Annotated in this window: 24 protein-coding genes; 16 read left to right on the top strand and 8 right to left on the bottom strand. The window is 38.2% G+C overall.

Annotated features, from left to right (window positions below; translation table 11 throughout):
- Nucleotides 1-23: 23 nt before the first annotated feature.
- Both ACOKFD_RS06370 and ACOKFD_RS06365 read left to right on the top strand, forming a co-directional pair.
- Nucleotides 24-698, top strand: coding sequence for a class I SAM-dependent methyltransferase (locus ACOKFD_RS06370; RefSeq protein WP_422860473.1), 675 nt, complete (start codon nt 24-26; stop codon nt 696-698).
- Between the two features lie 310 nt (nt 699-1,008).
- A complete protein-coding gene (locus ACOKFD_RS06365) occupies nt 1,009-1,149 on the top strand; it encodes a hypothetical protein (RefSeq protein ID WP_422860472.1) in 141 nt (46 codons plus the stop codon).
- Here ACOKFD_RS06365 and ACOKFD_RS06360 read toward each other — a convergent pair.
- The gene (locus ACOKFD_RS06360; RefSeq protein WP_422860471.1) at nt 1,146-1,961 is read right to left on the bottom strand and encodes a 2,3,4,5-tetrahydropyridine-2,6-dicarboxylate N-succinyltransferase; all 816 of its coding nucleotides are present in this window, start codon (nt 1,959-1,961) and stop codon (nt 1,146-1,148) included. The two genes, ACOKFD_RS06365 and ACOKFD_RS06360, sit on opposite strands and share 4 nt — an antisense overlap.
- A gap of 99 nt (nt 1,962-2,060) precedes the next feature.
- Between ACOKFD_RS06360 and ruvX the strand changes: the two genes are divergently transcribed.
- From ruvX to ACOKFD_RS06345, 3 genes are read left to right on the top strand one after another with little or no spacing between them, the layout of a single operon-like run.
- Nucleotides 2,061-2,474 (top strand): Holliday junction resolvase RuvX, encoded by a 414-nt coding sequence (gene ruvX / locus ACOKFD_RS06355; protein ID WP_422860470.1) that lies wholly within the window; start codon nt 2,061-2,063, stop codon nt 2,472-2,474.
- 1 nt (nt 2,475) lies between these two features.
- Nucleotides 2,476-3,066: a peptide deformylase gene (def, locus tag ACOKFD_RS06350; RefSeq protein WP_422860469.1), complete on the top strand. Its 591-nt coding sequence runs from the start codon at nt 2,476-2,478 to the stop codon at nt 3,064-3,066.
- 51 nt (nt 3,067-3,117) lie between these two features.
- Nucleotides 3,118-3,546 carry a DUF5606 domain-containing protein gene (locus tag ACOKFD_RS06345; RefSeq protein WP_422860468.1) on the top strand — a complete coding sequence of 143 codons (429 nt, stop codon included), beginning with the start codon at nt 3,118-3,120 and terminating at the stop codon, nt 3,544-3,546.
- A 6-nt stretch (nt 3,547-3,552) separates the two neighbouring features.
- On the opposite strand, the gene ACOKFD_RS06340 is transcribed toward ACOKFD_RS06345, so the two are convergent.
- Genes ACOKFD_RS06340 through bglX form a run of 3 tightly spaced genes read right to left on the bottom strand, consistent with a single transcriptional unit; the run spans nt 3,553 to nt 7,998 of the window.
- Nucleotides 3,553-5,136, bottom strand: coding sequence for a family 20 glycosylhydrolase (locus tag ACOKFD_RS06340; protein WP_422860467.1), 1,584 nt, complete (start codon nt 5,134-5,136; stop codon nt 3,553-3,555).
- Nucleotides 5,133-5,804 carry a GDSL-type esterase/lipase family protein gene (locus tag ACOKFD_RS06335; RefSeq protein ID WP_422860466.1) on the bottom strand — a complete coding sequence of 224 codons (672 nt, stop codon included), beginning with the start codon at nt 5,802-5,804 and terminating at the stop codon, nt 5,133-5,135. The genes ACOKFD_RS06340 and ACOKFD_RS06335 overlap by 4 nt, the downstream gene beginning before the upstream one ends.
- A 4-nt stretch (nt 5,805-5,808) precedes the next feature.
- Nucleotides 5,809-7,998: a beta-glucosidase BglX gene (gene bglX, locus ACOKFD_RS06330; protein ID WP_422860465.1), complete on the bottom strand. Its 2,190-nt coding sequence runs from the start codon at nt 7,996-7,998 to the stop codon at nt 5,809-5,811.
- A 172-nt stretch (nt 7,999-8,170) separates the two neighbouring features.
- Between bglX and mazG the strand changes: the two genes are divergently transcribed.
- The 5 genes from mazG to ACOKFD_RS06305 all read left to right on the top strand — a co-directional run bounded on the left by mazG (nt 8,171) and on the right by ACOKFD_RS06305 (nt 12,908).
- Nucleotides 8,171-8,944 (top strand): nucleoside triphosphate pyrophosphohydrolase, encoded by a 774-nt coding sequence (gene mazG / locus ACOKFD_RS06325; RefSeq protein ID WP_422860464.1) that lies wholly within the window; start codon nt 8,171-8,173, stop codon nt 8,942-8,944.
- 94 nt (nt 8,945-9,038) lie between these two features.
- Complete coding sequence (locus ACOKFD_RS06320) at nt 9,039-10,418, top strand: MATE family efflux transporter (protein WP_422860463.1); 1,380 nt, start codon at nt 9,039-9,041, stop codon at nt 10,416-10,418.
- Between the two features lie 35 nt (nt 10,419-10,453).
- A complete protein-coding gene (locus ACOKFD_RS06315) occupies nt 10,454-10,681 on the top strand; it encodes a hypothetical protein (RefSeq protein ID WP_422860462.1) in 228 nt (75 codons plus the stop codon).
- A gap of 2 nt (nt 10,682-10,683) precedes the next feature.
- The gene (locus tag ACOKFD_RS06310; protein ID WP_298999496.1) at nt 10,684-11,253 is read left to right on the top strand and encodes a phosphatase PAP2 family protein; all 570 of its coding nucleotides are present in this window, start codon (nt 10,684-10,686) and stop codon (nt 11,251-11,253) included.
- The gene (locus tag ACOKFD_RS06305) at nt 11,250-12,908 is read left to right on the top strand and encodes an ArnT family glycosyltransferase (RefSeq protein ID WP_422860461.1); all 1,659 of its coding nucleotides are present in this window, start codon (nt 11,250-11,252) and stop codon (nt 12,906-12,908) included. The genes ACOKFD_RS06310 and ACOKFD_RS06305 overlap by 4 nt, the downstream gene beginning before the upstream one ends.
- Here ACOKFD_RS06305 and ACOKFD_RS06300 read toward each other — a convergent pair.
- The 3 genes from ACOKFD_RS06300 to meaB are packed head-to-tail and all read right to left on the bottom strand — an operon-like array spanning nt 12,896 to nt 15,803.
- A complete protein-coding gene (locus ACOKFD_RS06300) occupies nt 12,896-13,780 on the bottom strand; it encodes a lysylphosphatidylglycerol synthase transmembrane domain-containing protein (RefSeq protein WP_422860459.1) in 885 nt (294 codons plus the stop codon). The two genes, ACOKFD_RS06305 and ACOKFD_RS06300, sit on opposite strands and share 13 nt — an antisense overlap.
- Entirely contained in the window at nt 13,761-14,723 is a 963-nt protein-coding gene (locus ACOKFD_RS06295) for a glycosyltransferase family 2 protein (protein ID WP_422860458.1), read from the bottom strand. Before ACOKFD_RS06295 ends, ACOKFD_RS06300 begins: the two co-directional genes overlap by 20 nt.
- Before the next feature lie 33 nt (nt 14,724-14,756).
- Nucleotides 14,757-15,803, bottom strand: coding sequence for a methylmalonyl Co-A mutase-associated GTPase MeaB (gene meaB, locus ACOKFD_RS06290; RefSeq protein ID WP_422860457.1), 1,047 nt, complete (start codon nt 15,801-15,803; stop codon nt 14,757-14,759).
- A gap of 150 nt (nt 15,804-15,953) precedes the next feature.
- On the opposite strand from meaB, the gene ACOKFD_RS06285 reads away from it, so the two are divergent.
- From ACOKFD_RS06285 to ACOKFD_RS06270, 4 genes are read left to right on the top strand one after another with little or no spacing between them, the layout of a single operon-like run.
- Entirely contained in the window at nt 15,954-16,496 is a 543-nt protein-coding gene (locus tag ACOKFD_RS06285) for an RNA polymerase sigma factor (RefSeq protein ID WP_298999483.1), read from the top strand.
- Nucleotides 16,480-16,782 carry a hypothetical protein gene (locus ACOKFD_RS06280; RefSeq protein WP_422860456.1) on the top strand — a complete coding sequence of 101 codons (303 nt, stop codon included), beginning with the start codon at nt 16,480-16,482 and terminating at the stop codon, nt 16,780-16,782. The genes ACOKFD_RS06285 and ACOKFD_RS06280 overlap by 17 nt, the downstream gene beginning before the upstream one ends.
- A complete protein-coding gene (locus ACOKFD_RS06275; protein ID WP_422860455.1) occupies nt 16,779-17,072 on the top strand; it encodes a hypothetical protein in 294 nt (97 codons plus the stop codon). Before ACOKFD_RS06280 ends, ACOKFD_RS06275 begins: the two co-directional genes overlap by 4 nt.
- Nucleotides 17,044-18,510: a hypothetical protein gene (locus ACOKFD_RS06270; protein ID WP_422860454.1), complete on the top strand. Its 1,467-nt coding sequence runs from the start codon at nt 17,044-17,046 to the stop codon at nt 18,508-18,510. The genes ACOKFD_RS06275 and ACOKFD_RS06270 overlap by 29 nt, the downstream gene beginning before the upstream one ends.
- A gap of 115 nt (nt 18,511-18,625) precedes the next feature.
- Here ACOKFD_RS06270 and msrA read toward each other — a convergent pair whose 3' ends face one another.
- Entirely contained in the window at nt 18,626-19,306 is a 681-nt protein-coding gene (gene msrA / locus ACOKFD_RS06265; RefSeq protein WP_422860453.1) for a peptide-methionine (S)-S-oxide reductase MsrA, read from the bottom strand.
- Between the two features lie 82 nt (nt 19,307-19,388).
- On the opposite strand from msrA, the gene ACOKFD_RS06260 reads away from it, so the two are divergent.
- Together ACOKFD_RS06260 and ACOKFD_RS06255 are read left to right on the top strand one after the other, a co-directional pair.
- Nucleotides 19,389-20,063, top strand: coding sequence for a peptidoglycan DD-metalloendopeptidase family protein (locus ACOKFD_RS06260; RefSeq protein WP_422860452.1), 675 nt, complete (start codon nt 19,389-19,391; stop codon nt 20,061-20,063).
- Between the two features lie 181 nt (nt 20,064-20,244).
- Complete coding sequence (locus tag ACOKFD_RS06255; protein WP_422860451.1) at nt 20,245-20,481, top strand: hypothetical protein; 237 nt, start codon at nt 20,245-20,247, stop codon at nt 20,479-20,481.

The following is a 20,481-nucleotide window of genomic DNA, read 5'->3' as shown; positions in this document are numbered from 1 at the left end:
CTATATTTGAAAAAATCTTGAAAATGAATTTATTGTTAACACTACTAATTGTTGGAATCTGTACTTTTTTTATTGGAAAATTCATTAAGCATAAATCGCTTTATCCGTTTATGCCCTTCAGGTATGACTTTAGAAAAAGAAGAGATACTTTTAAAAAGTCCATGACGTTAATGAAAGAATTTGGAGCTAAAACCATACTCGAAACAGGTACGTCCAGAGAGGGTTTAAGAGGTGCCAAAAGTAATGGAGCAGCAACTATTGTTTTTGGCAAATGGGCCAAAAAGAATGGGGGATTCGTTCATTCTGTCGACATTAGTGAGGAGTCCGTCAGAAACGCACAAAGAGAAGTGGATGGACAGAATCTTCGAGATTACGTAAAGATCCATCTGGAGGATTCACTGGTCTTTTTGAAAGAATTTGAAGAGCCAGTGGATTTTTTATATCTAGATAGTTACGATTATAGCAGTGATATAAAGATTCAGAAAGAAAGTCAGGAACACCATCTTGAAGAATTTAAAAGAATAGAAAGTCGCCTACACGAAAAATCTATTGTTTTGATTGATGATTGTGATTTGCCAAATGGGGGTAAGGGAAAACTAGCAATCGAATATATGTTACAAAATGGATGGAGAATCCTGATTGAATCCTATCAGGTTTTGTTGGTACGGCAGGATTTGATTCTCGATGAAACCAAGTAAAGCTTCCGGTAATACATTTTGGGTAAAAGTCTTATACTTCAAGGGAGTTGCATTTCTTTTTTTTCAAAATGTTCAGTAGTTTGGATTATCATTTCATAAATCCACACCGAGATTTCCTTTCTTAATGATTCGAAGTGGAAATAGAATTTTTTAGTGCCAGGACTTAGACAAAACAATCTTGTCGCTTGCCAGGTTTGTATAATCCATAGCGAGAGCATTTTTTGATTAATATCTACCTCTGCTTGGGAAGTTAATTCCAACATGCTCAGGAAAAAATGGTACTTGTAAGTACGTCAACAGCCATTTTTTAGTGGATAACCAAAACCTTATTTCCTCTCCTAACCTTAAATCCAAGGACAACAAACAAGGATTGATGGATGAGGTTGTAATATTGATGGATGAGGTTGTAATTATGTTTCTTTTTGTAATATTTAAGGAGGATAAGCGCTAAACTGCCACATCATGCTCTCGCAAAGCATTGTTCAGGGATGTTTTCTTATCCGTACTTTCCTTTCGTTTACCGATTATTAGGGCACATGGTACTTGGTAGTCACCAGCGGGGAAGGACTTTGTGTAACTTCCAGGAATCACAACAGAGCGTGCAGGGACCCTACCTTTTAATTCTATGGGTTTATCACCAGTTATATCAATTATTTTAGTAGAGGCAGTAAGCACCACATTTGCGCCTAAAACAGCTTCCTTTTCTACTCTAACCCCCTCAACAACAATACAACGTGAACCAATGAATGCATTGTCTTCTATGATGACGGGTGCAGCCTGAAGAGGTTCTAATACCCCCCCGATTCCGACACCACCACTTAAGTGGACATTTTTTCCTATTTGAGCACAGCTTCCTACTGTAGCCCATGTATCTACCATGGTGCCTTCGTCTACGTATGCACCAATGTTTACATAACTGGGCATAAGTATTGTACCCGATGAGATATAAGCTCCGTGTCTTGCAACGGCATGTGGAACAACACGAATGCCTTTTTCTTGATAACCTGTTTTTAAAGGAATTTTATCGTGATACTCAAAAATTCCTGCTTCCAACACTTCCATTTTTTGTATTGGAAAATACAGCACGACCGCCTTTTTAACCCATTCGTTTATCTGCCATCCATCATTGCTAGGTTCGGCACAGCGTAGTTCTCCTAAATCTATCAGGTTGATAACTTCTCGTATTGCATTTTGGGTAGTTGGTTCTTTTAAAAGTTCTCTATTCTCCCATGCATTTTCTATCTGTGCTTTTAATTCGGTCATGTTAAAAATTTTGGCAAATATAGTTGGGTAGAGGATAATATTCTTACCCATTTTAAACTCATAACATTTTTAGGGTTATTTTTGGCAAAATTTTATGGTTTGGCTCGAATATTAGCCCTTGACTATGGAAAGGTTCGTACGGGAATAGCTGTTACTGATGAAATGCAGATAATCGCATCTGGATTGACAACGATTGAAACGAAAGATTTAATTTCCTTTTTGAAGGATTACATAGCTAGGGAAAAAGTGGAACTTTTTGTGATGGGACTTCCCAAACAAATGGATAACACTCCATCAGAATCGGAAACTCTGATTCAAGCGTTTTTGGACAAGCTTAAGAAGCAATTCCCCAGCATCCCAGTCGAACGACAAGATGAAAGATTCACTTCCAAAATAGCTTTTCAATCTTTACTGGATAGTGGAATGAAAAAAAACAAGAGAAGAGAGAAAGCTTTGGTAGACGAAGTTAGTGCAACGCTAATTTTACAAGCCTATTTAGAAAGAAAAGTATAATATGATTTTACCTATAGTAGCTTACGGAGAACCTGTTCTTAGAAAAAAAGCCAAAGAAATTGAAACCGATTATCCCAAGCTAAAGGAACTTATTAGCAATATGTGGGACACTATGTACAATGCCCACGGAGTTGGTTTGGCTGCACCTCAAATCGGTTTGCCCATTCGTTTGTTTTTGGTGGATACCACTCCGTTCTCTGATGATGACGATTTATCTCCTGAAGAACAAAAAGCATTAAATGGTTTCAAAAAAGTATTTATTAATGCCAACATTGAGAAAGAAGAAGGAGAGGAGTGGGATTTTAATGAAGGGTGTTTGAGCATTCCCGATGTAAGGGAAGATGTAAAGAGGAAGCCCACCATAACCATAAGTTATTTAGACGAAGACTTCAATTCTCATAAGGAGACCTATGATGGCTTGTTGGCCAGAGTTATTCAACATGAATATGATCACATAGAAGGTATCCTTTTTACAGATAAACTTTCTTCACTTAAAAAGCGACTTTTAAAAAGCAGATTGGACAAAATATCCAAGGGAAAAATCAAAGTGGACTATAAAATGCGTTTCCCAAATCTTAAAAAAGGACGATAGGTCGTTTTTGTACTCAAGAAAAGCATAATTTTGCGCGCATAAAATTAGAATATGGCTTTGGACAAGATTTTATCCATAGGAGGGAAACCAGGTTTGTACAAACTTCTTACTCAAACTAGAACTGGATTTGTTGGAGAGTCCTTAATGGATGGAAAAAGGATAAGCGTAAGTATGCGAAACAATGTGAGCGTACTCTCCGAAATTGCAATATATACTTTGGAAGAAGAGATACCGCTAAGAGAAGTATTTCAGAAAATAAAGGAAAAGGAGCAGGGTAAAAAAACCTCAATAAGTCATAAGGCTGAGAAAATACAGTTGGAAGAGTATTTCTTTGAAATCTTACCGAACTATGATGAGGATCGTGTTTACGCCAGTGACATTAAGAAGATTGTTCAGTGGTATAATTTGCTTCTAGAAAATGGTATCACAGATTTCACTGAAGGGGATTCCGAAGATGTTGATTCCGAAGAGGAAGAATAAGGTTCGTTACCACTCAACAAGCGGACTGCGATAAAAATTCACATCATTTTTTTCTAGGAAACTACGTTGTTTTGCAAGTCTGATTTTATAGTCTTCCCAATTACGATTTTCTGGTGTGGACCAACCCAATTCTGCATATCCAATAACTCTTGGGAAGGCCAAATACTCCATTTCTGATGAATTGCTGATTGTCTCTGACCATAAGGGTGCTTCAATACCTAGAATGTTTTCCAAAGGAAGACCTTCAACAAAGGTTGATGGATTCCAAATGTAGGCAGAATCAATAGTGATATGACCCGCCCAATCCAATCCATATTTGGACAAAGAATCGTATTTCATATCCAAGTAGGCTTTTTTTGCAGGGGAAAGAATCACCTTATTTCCATTTTCGGCCGCCATTAAAGCATTCTCTGTGGTTCTCCAATGTTGTGCTATGGATTGGGAACTAATTTTGGCTTCTGCAATTTCGTCCCAACCAATCATATTTTTGCCGTGTTTTTGTACAATGGCTTCAACCTTTTCCACAAAGTATTTATAATCCTTTTTCTTGGTAACAAAACTTTCATCACCTCCTATATGTATGTAGGGGCCTGGAGTAATGGCTGCTATTTCTCGAATCACATCATCCAAAAAAGAATAGACCGTATCTTTTCTTGTATCGAATGAGCTAAAACCTACACGAGTACCAGTATAGGACTTTAATGGCTTTCCTGTTCCGTTCAAAAATGGATAGCTTAAACTAGCCGCATTGGTGTGTCCTGGCATATCAATTTCAGGAATGATGGTAATAAAACGCTCCGCGGCATAATCCACAATTTCTTGATAGTCAGATTGGGTATAAAACCCTCCGGCTCCCCCTCCAACTTCTGTTTTTCCTCCAATTTCAGTGAGTTTAGGCCAAGATTTTACTTCAATACGCCAACCTTGGTCATCGGTCAGGTGTAGGTGCAGTACATTCAATTTATAATAGGCAATAAGGTCAATGTACTTTTTTACTTCTTCAACTGTAAAGAAATGACGAGCCACATCCAACATGGTCCCACGATAACTAAAGGTCGGTCTATCTGTAATTTTTCCAGCTGGGATTACCCATAAAGGTGAATTTGTTAGGGTATCATTGCTTTTTTCTGGGATAAGCTGTAATAAGGTTTGAATACCCCTGAATGCTGCTGCTGGAGTTTGAGCTTGAATCAAGATGGAATCCTGCTTAATCTCCAACTCATAGGATTCTGAAGCAGATAAAGAAGTATCCTTTGATTCAACAATGTAAATAGAGTTTTCCGGGGAATCATTGTCCACCGATTCAGCTGATGCATTCAATGGAAGGGAAAGCGTGGTTCTAAACCGAATTTTTTCAGATAGAAATTGACCTATTTTTGAGTACAATGTATTCCGGTCGTCGGTATAGATAACTGTATTTTTTCCGAGCCCAAAAGCATAATAGGATGCCTGTATATTTAAGGGTACAGGAATCAATGCTGATTTGGTAAGGTCAGTCTTTGGAAATTGAATCTTCTTTTTCGGTTTTTCACAGGCAGAACAGAGAACCAGAAGAACAAAAACAAATATTGAATTGAAGAAAAGTTTCATTCCCCTAAGGTAACAAAATCCTTTAGGGCTTCCTCCCAAAGGTCGTATCCCTTGGAATTCATATGCAGACCATCTTCAATGAACAAGTCTTTTTTCAATTTCCTTCTATCCAACATAACGGACCACACATCAGCATAGGAAATCCTACTTCTTTCAGAGGCCAAGGCTTTTAGTTTTCGGTTGAGTCGTCTATATCTAGATCTAAACTTCCAACGGGATATGCTTGGTTTTGCAGAAATTAATACGATTTCTAAGTTTGGTTTTTGTTGTTGAAGTGTATCTAAAACAACTATAAATGTTCCAATAATTTTTTTAGGTCTTTTTTTTGCGAAAATGTCATTGTCTCCTTCGTAAATAAAGACTTTACTTGGATTGTAATCCAGAATAAGCTCGTTTAAAAAATTGGCAAGGTCAGAAGTTTGGGAACCTCCAAAACCTGTATTTAAAACCTGATTCTCCGGAAAACGTTCCTGCAAATCTTTCCATAACCGAACACTTGAACTTCCTGTAAATAGAATAGAGGGTTTAGATCTGTCCCAAATGGTGTCCATTCGTTCTTGTATTTCCTTTACCTCACCGTAAAAGGGTAATGAACTTTGTCCATAAGAAGTTCCACTACAGAGAAACAGAACTACCAGAAAAGGAAAATTGTATAGGATTTGCTTCAAAATACTATTGTTTTTCAAAAGTCTGACTAAGTCCTTCTTGCGAGTTTGTTCCTATCATAACTTCAAACTCACCGGGTTCCACCACAAAATCGTAATTGTGATTGTAGAATCCAAGTTCAGCATCAGTTAAAACAAATTCCACTTTTTCAGATTCTCCAGGTTGTATACTGATTTTTTGGAAGCCTTTTAGTTCTTTTACAGGACGGGTCACAGTGGCCACTTTATCTCGAACATAAAGTTGTACTACTTCCTCGCCAACTACACTTCCTGCATTTTTTATGGTAGCACTGACCTTGATGGCACTTTGATTTGAAGCATCAACCTCTAAATGACTGTACTCAAATTGAGTATAGCTTAATCCATGACCAAACGGATATAACGGCGAGTTTTGTTCATCGCTGTAGTGCGACCAAAACACATTAGGTTCTGGATTTGGCCTTCCTGTGCTGAAATGATTATAATAGATTGGAATCTGTCCGACACTTCTTGGGAAGGTCATAGGCAGTTTTCCACTAGGATTGTAATCTCCGAAGAGTACTTTGGCAATAGCATTTCCGGTTTCCGTCCCCAATTGCCACGTTTCTAAAATGGTTGGAATGTTTGTGGCTTCCCATTCAATAGTAAGCGGGCGACCATTCATTAATATGAGAACTACATTTTGATTTACTTCGTAGACTGCTTTTAATAAATCTAATTGAAGTCCAGGTAAATCCAAATTTGTTCTACTTCTTGCTTCACCACTTTGAAATCCATGTTCACCCAGCACCATAAGAACAACATCTGATTCTTTGGCCAAGGCCACAGCCTCTTCCATCCCAGAAGTGTCGGTTTCGTTAACCTCAACTTCATTTAAAAAGTTGGCATCCTTGTTGAATACCTTAGGCCCTGGAGCATACGAAACCTTATCCGTGTAACTTTTTAGTCCTTCCAAAAAGGATACAGCCGTATTATTATCAGACCCTATTCGCCAACTGCCTAGAGGACTGTTTTTGTCATCGGCCAATTCCCCAATTACCGCAATGTTAGATTGATCTTTTGCCAAAGGCAACAAGTTATTCTCATTTTTGAGCAGAACAATGGACTTGATGGCCATTTCCAAAACTCCTGCTTTGTGGTCCTCATGATAGAGTTCTTCTTTTTCACGCTCAGAATCACAGTATTTGTAGGGGTCATCAAAAAGGCCTAATTCAAACTTTACTTTCAAAATTCTTCGCACAGCATCATCAACCAAAGCCTCATCCACTTTTCCTTCATTTACATTTTCAACCAAATGGTTCACATATGATGAAGACTCCATATCCATATCCGAACCGGCTTTAACACCTAATTCAGCAGTATGCTTTAAATCTTTAGCGAAACCGTGTGGTACCATTTCAGCTATGGAAGCCCAATCTGAAATTACAAAACCTTCAAATCCCCATTTTCCCTTAAGAACATCCCTTTGGAGAAAAGTATCTCCGGTAACTGGAACACCGTTAAGAATATTGAATCCATTCATCACGGTTTTGACATCAGCATCGACCGCGGCCTTAAATGTGGGTAAAACGGTATTGAATAGGGTAGAGGTACCTATATCAACCGTATTGTATTCTTTTCCAGCCTCAGCAAATCCATAGGCAGCGAAGTGTTTTGCGCATGCAGCGATGGTATTGGGTTGAGAAAGGTCATCACCTTGAAAACCGGTCACACGGGCTTTGGCAATTTGTGCGCCAAGGTAGGTATCTTCCCCGCCCCCTTCCATAACTCGCCCCCATCTAGGATCTCGGGAAATATCAACCATGGGAGCAAAGGTCCAATGTAGTCCAACTGCGGAAGCTTCCTCTGCGGCAATTCTTGCTGATTTTTCAATAGCTTCCATATCCCAACTTGCCGCTTCAGCTAAAGGAATTGGCGCCAAAGTTTTATATCCGTGAATTACATCAAATCCAAAAAGGAGCGGAATGCCTAGTCTTGATTCTTCAACAACCAATTTCTGCAATCTTTTGGTTTCTTCTGTACCAGTTACATTTAACATAGAACCTACCCAGCCTTTTTTCAAATGCTCGTATTTAATGGCTGCGTTCCCACCTTGGGGCGCTGGTCCGGTGACATCCCAAAAACCATTATATTGATTCATTTGACCTGCTTTTTCTTCCAAGGTCATTTGTTTCAATAGGGATTCTACCTTTTGGTCAATTGTTTTTTCTTGGGCCATAAGCTCAGAATTAGGAAACCACAAAGAAATTGAAAAAATAAGAATGTAAACAAGAAAGCGTTGCATATTATTGGGTTGTGTTGAAAAGTGGTTGATAGTATAACAAAATAACCCCTAAATATAGTATTTACTGGTATTTTCTCTTTGTACTTTTATTCAAAATATCACTTTTATGCATTCGCGAAAAGAACAATTGGCCGCATTTGATAGGTTGTTGACCATTATGGATGAGTTGCGGGCCCAATGTCCATGGGATAAGAAACAAACGATACAGTCCCTTAGACACCTCACTATTGAAGAAACCTATGAGCTTGGTGATGCCATTTTGGATAACGATTTGGATGAGGTCAAAAAAGAACTCGGAGACTTGTTGTTGCATATTGTTTTCTATGCAAAAATCGGTTCGGAAACCAACGATTTTGATATTGCCGATGTAGCTCATGGTATAAGTGAAAAATTGATAAATAGACACCCACATATTTATGGTGATATAAAAGTTGAAAATGAGGATGAGGTTAAGCAGAATTGGGAGAACATTAAACTTAAAGAGGGTAAAAAAAGTGTTCTGGAAGGTGTGCCCAATAGTTTGCCTGCACTGGTAAAAGCCAATCGAATTCAGGAAAAAGTAGCTGGAGTGGGATTTGACTGGGAAGAACCAGCACAAGTTTTTGAAAAGGTCAAAGAGGAATTATCTGAGCTTCAGGAAGAAGTAAAACATCAAAACGAGGACCAATTGGAGGCGGAATTTGGCGATGTTCTTTTTTCAATGATTAATTATGCACGGTTCTTAAACGTTAACCCAGAGAATGCCTTGGAACGCACTAATAAGAAATTCATCAAGCGCTTTCAAAATCTTGAAGAAAAGGCAAAGGAATCCGGAAAGGCATTAAAAGATATGACACTTGCCGAGATGGATGTGTTCTGGGAACAAGCAAAGCGCCTATAAACTTTTCTCACACATTCTTGTGCATAAAATGTTGAAATCGGACGCATTTTTGCATCAGAATCCAACTATATTTGAGGCCCGCTAATTTTTCATCTTGTTCAACCAATATACCAGAGAATTCAGATACAATTTGCAACTGGCCTACCCGGTAATTTTGGGTATGTTGGGGCACACTTTTGTTGCATTTGCGGATAATATCATGGTAGGGCAGTTGGGTACCGCTGAATTGGCCGCCGTTTCATTGGGTAATAGTTTTGTATTTATAGCAATGTCCCTTGGAATAGGTTTTTCCACGGCCATAACACCTTTGGTTGCAGAGGCTGATGGAGCCAAGAATAGTGCTGGTGGCAAAAGCGCCTTAAAACATGGACTTGTGCTTTGTACCTTATTGGGTGTTTCCTTATTCGGAATTATTCTGCTTTGCAAACCCCTTTTGCATGGTATGAAACAACCTGAGGAAGTGGTGGAATTGGCTATTCCCTATCTCGAATTGGTGGCATTTTCCTTGGTTCCCTTGATCATGTTCCAAGCCTTTAAGCAATTTTCCGAAGGGATGTCCCAGACCAAGTACCCTATGTATGCTACTATTTTGGCGAATGTGGTTAATATCACAATCAATTATTTGTTGATTTTTGGGTCCTTTGGTTTTCCAAAATTAGGTATTGTAGGGGCCGCAATCGGAACTTTGGCTTCCCGATTTATTATGGTGGGATACATTTATTATCTGCTACGGCGAAAGAAGCAAATACAACCTTACGTGACCAATTTTAACTTTAGGAAGATTGAAAAGGCTGTTGTCAATAAAATCATAGGCCTTGGGTTTCCTTCTGCATTACAGATGTTTTTTGAAGTCGCCATTTTTACCGCCGCTATTTGGTTAAGTGGAGTACTTGGCAAGAATGCCCAGGCAGCCAACCAAATTGCTTTGAACTTGAGCAGTATGACCTTTATGGTGGGCATGGGACTTGGGGTAGCCGCGATGGTGCGTGTAGGCAATCAAAAAGGATTGCAGAATTTTAAAGAATTGAAGCGAATAGGGGAGTCCATTTTTGTGTTGACCCTTCTTTTGGAGATTGTTTTTGCTGCACTTTTTCTTATTGGACGACATTGGTTGCCTACTTTGTATTTGGATGTGGATGACGCTATAAATTTGACAGACAATACCGAAGTGATTGCCATCGCCGCCAAACTATTGCTAATCGCTGCTTTTTTTCAAATATCCGATGGCATTCAGGTTGTTGTTTTGGGCGCACTTCGTGGAATTCAAGATGTCAAAATACCAACGCTTATTACTTTTATAGCGTATTGGCTTATTGGTTTTCCGGTTTCCTATTATTTCGGATTGTCCACGGAATACAAAAGCTCGGGGATTTGGATGGGCCTTTTGCTGGGTCTAACAGCTTCAGCAGTAATGTTGTATATTCGATTCAATTATCTTACAAACAAGTTGATTTCAAAACAGACCACTTCATAATTATATCACTTTTCTAAACAATAGCGACCAACCCAATGGAAATACCCAAGTTTCTTTTAGCCGATAACACAGATTACGCTTCTTCAGTTTTTATTATCCATACCGAATATCCAAGATTCATTATTAATCTAGAAAATGACGAAGTGGAATGGTTTGAAGAGTTTTCAAAAGAAGATGAAGAAGAATTGGCGAATGAAACTGAAAGTCTTATCGAAGCTGCAACTGCATTTTACGATAGGGAAGTATCCAGATACGAAGACTAAGTATGATTGATACATTGGTTCAATGGGATAAAGAACTCTTCCTTTTCCTAAACGGACTGGGAACCGAAACTTGGGATGGTTTTTGGTTGTTTATTACGGACAAATTGAGCTCCATTCCCCTTTATGCTGCCTTGTTGTTTTTTACATATCGATATCTTGGCCTTAAGCGAACCTTAATAGTGCTTCTCTTTGTGGGTCTATTGATTACAGCAACAGACCAATTAGCCAATTTCTTTAAATATGGTGTGGCTCGCTTGCGTCCATGTCATGATGAAGAAGTAAATATGTTGGCCAGATTGGTGAAAAAATCCTGTGGAGGTAAGTTTGGTTACTTTTCTGCCCATGCGGCAAATAGTATGGCTTTAGCTTCGTTTTTTACGGTAATGCTAAGGCCTAACTTAAGCAAAATTGGGTTCTTCCTGTTTTTATGGGCCTCTTTAGTTGCCTATAGCCGAATATATATAGGAGTCCATTTTCCCTTGGATGTTGTTACCGGTAGTTTTATAGGTATTCTTTTCGGCTGGTTATTTGCCAAGTTATCTATATTTGCATTCCAAAAATTTGGGACATGATTTCTTCGGTAAGATACTGGCTTTTAGTAGCTCTTGTGATTGTTGTCTACATCACCGGTATGTTTGTCACCCTTTTTGAGAACGACTCCGCTCAATTTGCCGTCATGGCCATGCGAATGGTGCAGGAAAATGATTTTATCAATCTCATAAAGGGAACCCAAGAATATTTGGATAAGCCTCATATGCATTATTGGCTTGCCGCTCTTTCTTTTAAAATTTTTGGAATACATGACTGGGCCTATAGAATTCCAGGTATTTTATCCACCTTATTAGCGGCATATAGCTGTTACGGTCTAGGAAAGCTCTTCTACAATAAGGACATCGGAAAGTTTTCAGCTTTGATTTTTATGACAGCACAAACCATTGTGCTTTCCAATATTGATGTACGAACTGATGCAGTGTTGACCGGATTCACCATCTTTTCTATCTGGCAGTTGATAAAATTTATTGAGAAGGGAAGCTTTTGGGGTATAGTGTTAGGTGCTTTTGGTGCAGGTATGGCCTTTTCTACCAAAGGTCAGATTGCATTGTTGGTTATTGGAATCTCAGTATTATGTCACTTGATATATACTCGAAAATGGAAAAGCCTGTTGAGTTGGAAATTGATTCCAGCTCTCTTGATTTTTGGGGTGACCATTTCTCCAATGCTCTATGCATATTACCAGCAATTTGATTTACACCCAGAAAAGATTATACGCGGTAAGTCTGATAGAAGTGGTATTTTCTTCATTTTCTGGGAACAAAGTTTTGAAAGGTTAAGCGGTCAGGGACATGGAAAGAACAGCAGCGATTTCTTTTTCTTTTTCCATACTTTCTTGTGGGTTTTTCTGCCATGGACCGTTTTGGCACTGATTGCCTACTGGAGTAGGATAAAGACATTTATAAAACTTCGATTTAAGTATTTGCCCCAATATGAATTTGTAACGGTTGGAGGTATTACCATTTTGTTCTTCATCATCAGTTTTGCCCAATTCAAGCTGCCGCACTATATGAATATTTTAATTCCACTCTATTCTATTTTGTCGGCTTCTTATCTGCATAGTTTGTATAGATTTTCAAAAAATATATCCATCAAGGTTATTTTGGGCATTCAATACTTTGTATTGAGCTTGGTTTTCATTTTCACCCTTTTGGTCTGTTTTCATTTCTTTAAGTTTGAGCAGGTCTATTACTATGTTTTCTTAATCATCATTTTGGCGGTAATCACCTATTTCTGTTTAAAGCGTGAAGCATATTATATGCGGATAATTACCCTTTCGGTGTGCAGTTCCTTGCTTTTGAACGGTGTTATGAACTCTCATTTTTATCCAAAACTTTTAAAGTATCAAGGGGGCTCTACAATGGCAGAAAAAATTGCAGATTATGGAATACCGGTAGATGAAGTTTACAAAGTTTCCGAAAGGTTTACTTGGTCGCTTGATTTTTACAATAAAAAACCAGTTAAAATAGTTTCCATTGATGAGTTAATGACCAAACATGATGTGTGGGTCTATGTTAATGATGATGAGCTGGAACTATTGGAAAACAAAGGCTTCCATTGGCATGAGAAAATTTCAGTGGACCAGTTTAGAATTACCCGCCTTCAGCTTAAGTTCTTAAACCCCCATAGCCGACAAAAAGTGCTGAACCAAATGCATTTGGTTCATTTGGATTGATTTTGTAAAACCACAAGTTTTGGTTTTTTGAAGTGATATATTACTCCAAAAAAAGAAATGAGCGCCGTAATTAAAAAGAATACAAAACTGACCCCAACCGAAATCTCCTCATTTAATCCCAACCAAGTGGCTCCATACAAAAAGGTCACTTCTCTACTGCCAATTCCACCAATCGTTAATGGAATTACAGAAACAATGGATGAAATAAGAAAAACCAAGAGATAGTCCATCTGTTGAAGTTCAACATTAAATGATTTTAAAATGAAAACTACACAGACCAACTGAGAAAGTTGGATTATGGCAGAATACCCCAGTGACTTCCAAAATATGGGAAGGGTATATCCAAAAAATCGGTTATTGACCCACCAGAAAGTTAAAACACTTATGGGAATTGCTAGATAAAAAAGTATCTGGAAAGGGCGAAACAATTCATCATTCATTAGTATCGCTAGAACACAGATGTATATAAAAATTAGCAGCATACCACTCAAACGGTCCAATAACAAAACGGAAACAACCCGCTTTGTTCCCGATTTAAACTTTTTTTGAATAACATATCCCTTGTAGGCATCCCCTCCAATGCCTCCTGGTAGAAATAAATTATAGAACATACCTAAAAAGTAGAGTTTTAGATTGCTCTTTTGCGTTATTCTAACATCAATTTGGTGAAAGTAAAGATTGAGTCGAAAGGCGGCGATTATTTTGGAAACCAATACGAGTAGAGTTCCAATTATCAAATAATATGGATTTCCCGTTTTCAGGGTTTCAACAACATCTTTAAAATTGATTTTGGTAAAAATAAAGTAGATGAGTACCCCGCTTATTACAATCTTTAAAAGGGTAAGCAATCGTTTACGCAGCTTCTCTGGCACCTATACTAATTTTTTTGACCCGATATGGTCTTTTTTGTTGCGATTCGTAATAGGTTCTGATAAGCAATTCCATTACAATCCCTATGGTAAATAACTGAATGCCCCCTAAAATGAACATCATTCCAAAAATCAATAAAGGTCTGGTTCCAATGTCTTCACCTAAACCTAATTTTACAATAAGGAGGTAAAAATTGATAAGTACCCCAAGGATTATGAGCAAGACCCCAAAAATTCCAAAAAGGTGAATAGGGCGCTGAAAGTACTTGCGGATAAAAAGTAAAAGCATCATATCCGCCACTACCTTAAAGACCCGTTCCAATCCATATTTGGAAACCCCGGCGTGACGCGCGTGATGTTTTACCGGAACTTGCTTGATTTGGGCACCTTCCAAATGAGCTAATAGGGTTATGAAACGATGCATTTCCCCATACAAGTTCAATCCCTTGGCAATATCTTTGGTGAATACTTTTAGTGCGCATCCATTGTCCTTAATATCCAGTTTGGTCACACGACGAACTAGGAAGTTTGCAATCTTAGATGGAATTTTTTTTACTAAGGAATCCTTTCTTTTTTGTCGAATACCGGTAACTACATCATATTCGTCGGTTATAGCGTACTTCAACATGGATGGGATATCGGATGGATCATTTTGTAAATCTCCATCCATGGTAATTAGGTATTCTCCTTTTGCGTAGTCAATTCCAGCTGCAAGTGCTAGACTTTGGCCATAGTTTTTTTTAAGTTCAATCAGATGGACTTTCCCATCATTCATTTTCTTAACCACTTTTCGGGTATCATCTGTCGAAAAATCATCAACATAAACAATTTCATAGGCATATCCCTCTAAGCTTTCGTGTATTTTCTCAGTGAGAAGAACCACATTATCCTGCTCATTGTACAGGGGGACAACTATGGATAGGAGGGAGTCTGTAACAGTGTTCATCTGCTAGGTGTAATTGTGGCAAATGTAGTGCTTTTATTTAAGTTGGTCATGGATGGCCTTGAGCACCTCACGTGCTGCTTTAAAAGGGGAGATAGTGTTTTTTTCAACGGCAACCAACATGTTTTTTTTCGCTTTTTCAAAAGCTTCATTTTGTTGCAAAATCTGCGTCAATTGTTGATTCAAGGACTGTAAAAACCAATTTTTGTTTTGAAGATTCCGTTTGCGCTGAAAGTGCCCGTTTTGTTTTGTCTTGTCCAAAAATTCATTGATTATATGCCAAATTTCAACTATACCGGAATTTTCTGTGGCGGAACATGCCAGAACTTTGGGTATCCAATCATTTTCTTTGGGTGGATACAAATGCAGGGCCCTTGAAAATTCGGTTTGGGCCAGTTTGGCACCTTCTTTATTTTTTCCATCTGCTTTATTAATGGCAATGGCATCTGCCATTTCCATTATACCTCTTTTTATACCCTGAAGTTCATCACCAGCACCTGAAAGCTTCAACAATAGAAAAAAGTCGACCATACTATGAACTACAGTTTCACTTTGTCCGACCCCTACGGTCTCTATAAGAATCACATCATACCCGGCTGCTTCGCAAAGAACAATGGTTTCTCTTGTCTTTTGGGCAACGCCACCCAAGGATTCACCTGATGGGGAAGGACGAATAAAGGCATTTGGGTCTTTGGAGAGTTCCTCCATTCGCGTCTTATCTCCCAAAATACTTCCTTTAGATAAAGAACTGGATGGATCTACCGCTAAGACCGCCACTTTCTTACCGAGATTGGTCAATGTTTTACCGAAAACCTCAATAAACGTACTTTTTCCTACTCCTGGAACACCTGTTATCCCAATCCGAACGCTCTTTGCTGCATGTGGTAAACATTTTTCAATGATTTCGTCAGCCATAGAAAGATGCTCGGTTTTTGAGCTCTCCAATAAGGTAATGGCTTTCCCTAAAGAAGCTTTATCCATCTTCAAAATCCCATTGACCAAATTTTGGGGATCGATGGCTTCCTTTCTCAGCGCTTTAATTTTTAAGGCTGTGTTTACTGGGATGTTTTGTTTGTGGTCCAATTCAGTAGGGTAATGAGACTACGAAGGTAAAAAGTTTTATGTAGAGCGGATAGTGTTAAAATTCAATTAAAATAAATCCATTTTGCCACGTGTTGTTTTTTTTATCGTCCTTAACTTAAACAACACCAAAAACCAACATTAAAGCTGACCATGTTTCAAATTGAGCTGGTAGAACAATGTAAGGCCAACAATAGAAAGGCTCAAATGCAACTGTACAAACAGTATTGCGATGGTATGTTCTGTGTTGCAATGCGTTTTTTAAAGAACGAGGATGATGCGGAAGATGTGCTGCAAGAATCTTTTATCAAGGCATTTCAGCGGATAGACCAATTTAAGGGTGAAGTAACTTTTGGAGCTTGGTTAAAGAAAATAGTTGTGCATCGAAGTATTGATTTCTTAAAATCAAAAAAGCAACAAATGGTGGAATTGAATGAAGGATACCTGCATATACAGGATGATGGAGATTGGACCGTTGAAAATGATGTAAATGTTGAAGATGTGAAGAAAGCCATTGAAGAATTACCAGAAAAGTATAGGTATGTGGTGCAGTTATTTTTGGTTGAAGGATATGATCATAGAGAAATATCGGAAATATTGAAGATTTCCGAAACAGCGTCAAGAACTCGTTTGTTGAGAGGTAAGGCGCAATTAAAAGAAATGCTTAAAGACATGGCGTATGGCACAGGATCTTAAAGAATTATTCGAAAAGGAACGGAATGAAAGGAAGTATTCCATGAAATCAGGTCATGAAGCCCGTTTTATGGAGCGATTAGAAAAAGATTTATCGGCACACAGGAAAAAGAACAATCAATTTTGGTTTTCTGCGGCAGCTTCGGTGGCCATATTGATTGGTTTGGGAATATATTTTCTTTTACAACCTGGAAAAATTGAACCGAACCCTCAAAAGAATGTGGTTGATACAAATTCTGAAAAGGAAAATGTTATTCCTATATCCCTAGGGATCTTTCTCCCAATTTGAAGAAAATTGAAGATTACTATGTAGCGAACATCAATTTACAGCTTTCGGAATTGGAATTCAATGACGATAATAAGGCTTTGGTAGATGGGTATATGGAAAGAGTAGCAGAATTAGACCGAGAATACAATCGTTTGAACAATGAGCTTAACGAACTTGGCCCAAACGACGACACTATTAGCGCTCTAATAAACAATTTGCAGTTACGTCTACAATTATTACAAAAGCTGAAAACTAAGTTAAATCAATTAAAATCATCAAAAAATGAACAGGAATTGTCTTATAGTATTTAGCCTATGCATGTTCTTGGTACAGGGATTACAGCTGTATGGGCAGGATACACAATCGAAAACGTATAAAGAAACCTTCACGGTCAATCCAGATGCCGTTTTGGATATTGACACAAGTCATGCTGACATTGAATTTGAAACTTGGAGCAAAGACCAAGTGGAAATCACAGCAGTGGTTGAGTTGGAGGGCGCAACCAAAGAAGAAGCTGAAAAATACTTTGAAAAAGATTTAATACAGATTGTTGGGAACAGCAAGGAAATTGAGGTTTCCACCAAAGGAAGGAGCTGGAGTGTTGTTTCTGGGGATGGGGACTGGGATTTTGATTATAATTTCAATGTAGAAGTATTGCCGGATGTTTCTTTTGTTGAACCTTTAATAGAGAGTCTTCAAATACCGGATTTGCCTGAAGTTTTGGTAATCCCAGAGTTACCTCCAATGCCACCAATACCCCAAATCAATTTTGACTATGATGCATACAGAGAAAGGGGTGATGAATATCTTAAGGAGTGGAAAAAAGAATTTGATAAGAATTTTGACAAAAAATATAAGGTTCGCTATCAAGAATGGAGTGATGAGGTAAAGAAAATGGCCAAGGAGCGTAAAGAACAGCGAGCCCAGATTAGAGAGCAGCGGGAAGAAATAACTGAACAAGCAATGGCCGTAAGAGAACAAGCAAGAGCCATTAGGGACAAAGCCTTGGCAGAAAGAGAGAAAGTACGTGGAGAAAGAAATAGGGAACGTAGTAAAATTAGGTCTAAGCGAGCTGTAAGATTACAAAATGATGGCAACTCCAACATATTTTACTTATCTACTGATGGGGAGAACAAAAAATACAAAGTCAAAAAGAGCATTAAAATTAAAATGCCAAAATCGGTCAAATTGAAGATGAACGTGAGGCATGGTGAAGTTAAATTGGCCGCCAACACAAAAAACCTAAAAGCAAGCTTGTCTTATGCAAGCTTGCTTGCTTCCACTATTGATGGCGACCGTACCGATATTCAAGTTTCTTATTCACCGGTGGTTGTCCAAAAGTGGAACTATGGTCAATTACGGACCAATTATTCTGATCGTGTAGACTTAAAAGAAGTAAGGGAACTTTCTTTGAACTCAGTATCTTCCAAGGTGGTCATTGGACATTTGGTGGATAAAGCTTTGGTAAAAAGCAGCCTGGGAGAGTTATATGTCAATTCTGTGGGTAACAGCTTTAATACCATTGACATTTCGGTTGAGAATGGAGAGGTGGATTTTAAAATGCCCTCTGTTCCCTTTAGCATTTACGTTAATGAGACTACTTCCGATATCCGATATCCGAAAGAATTGGAAATTGGTAGATCAAAAAACTATAATAGCAATGTATACAAAGGGTATTACCTAAAGGATGACGGAAAAAAATCCATCAATATCAACTCCAAATACAGCGAAGTTGTTTTGAAACAGTAATCCATTAAAGAGTTACGTCCCAAAACAACTTCTACTTTCCTCTTCAATTATCTACTGGCCGAAAAGGTTACTTTTTCAACTTCTCAAGCCCATTTTTCTCTAGATGTGATTGTCTCTAATGAGACTCTTCTTTTAAATACGACTGGAAATTTTCTTTGAATCGATTCAATCTTGGAATGGAAACATTGCGGATGTATGAGTTATTTGGATTTTTACGCTCATAATCCTGATGGTACTCCTCTGCCTTATAGAATTTTTCAAAAGGGGTTACTTGTGTTACAATGGGTCTATTGTATACCTTTTCAGATTCCAGGAGGGCAACGTAATCCTGAATGATTTTTTGCTCCTCAACGTTTTTATAAAAAGCAACCGAACGGTACTGAGCGCCGCGGTCTGGGCCTTGTCTATTTAAAGAGGTAGGGTCATGGGATCCGAAGAAAACTTGAACAAGCTGTGTGAAGCTTATGACTTTTGGGTCGTAAAAGACTTCAACTGCTTCGGCATGCCCCGTTCTTCCATATGCTACATCCTCATAGGAAGGGTTTTTTTCCTTCCCACCTGAATATCCGGAATGGACTTCTTTTACACCTTTCACGCTTTCAAAAATGGCCTCCACGCACCAAAAACAACCACTGGCAAAATAAGCTGTCTCATATTCTTGTAAATCCTCTGCGGAGAGCATTACCTTTATAGGCTCTGAAGAAGTTTCTTGGGCTACCGTTTTTGTGTTTTTTGGCTGACAGTTGGCCGATATCAACAAAACGATGGCCAAAAAAGGAATTCTTAATATCTTCATTATGGTTTTTAAGCTTAGTAGCTCCAAGATACTAACTATTACTTCAGCCCCTGTTAAAAAATGTTAATCTAATCGCCTTTCAATGCTTGAGGATTTTTTGAATGAATATCATACTGGCCCAATTTCAATCCTTGATGAGAGTATCTCTTTGTTGAATTATACCCCTCTTGACCTATCATCAGAAAACAAGGAAGTTGCCAAATATGAAATAACCACACCTGAAGGATGTCAACAGTATATTGATACGATTTTAAAAAGAGAGGGAAAGAAGGTAGCATTTGGAGGATATTTGGAGCGACGTGATATCTACAACTCTTTTGGTCGCTTTGATGAAGGAGAACAGCGAAATATTCATCTGGGAATGGATTTTTGGCATAAATCGGGAACAGAGGTTATTGTCCCTATAAAAGGAAAGGTGCACAGTTTTAAAAATAATAATGATATGGGTAACTATGGGCCTACCATCATTTTGGAACACCATGTTGAATCATTTTCTTTTTATACCCTATACGGACATTTATCTGTGGAATCTTTGCAAGGTTTAGAGAAAGGTAAGGTATTTCAAAAAGGAGAGATTTTGGCCACTTTAGGCACTCCGGATATTAACGTCAATTATGCCCCGCATTTGCACTTTCAGATTATTAAGGATATACAAGGAAATGAAGGTGATTATCCTGGGGTTTGCTCCCAAACAGAACTTGATTTTTACAAGATTAATTGCCCAAATCCGAATCTGTTATTTAAACTAAAAATCTAAAACATCGATGAAATGCACATGAGTTCGATAGGGTGTTTGGTACCCTAAAAACGTTCATCGAGGATAAAATACACTTCAACTTAAAAAGATTCCAACACCGAGAAAAAAGGGAGGTTAAGCGAGATAAATCCGCGCTAGGCTTGGTCTGAGAGTAATTTTACTCTGTAATAAAAACCAAGTCATGAAAGCAATCTTAACCACAATCGCAGTAATCTTCTTCGGAACTTTGACTATGGCACAAAGTGCTTCTAAAGAAACTAAAGTGGAGGCCGTAGCGTATTCAGTTACCTTGGATATTCAAATTGATACTGATTCTAAAAAAGAAATCGAGGTTGCTAGACTATACCGATACAAGAATTCAAGAATTAAAAAAGCTTTGGCCTTTAGAACAAAAAGAAACAGAGCTAAGCTTGCTTAA

Source organism: Flagellimonas ulvae, assembly GCF_049333175.1.
Classification (GTDB): Bacteria; Bacteroidota; Bacteroidia; order Flavobacteriales; family Flavobacteriaceae; genus Flagellimonas.
Note: the sequence above shows the minus strand (reverse complement) of the source record. Positions and strands in the feature narration are given on the sequence as shown.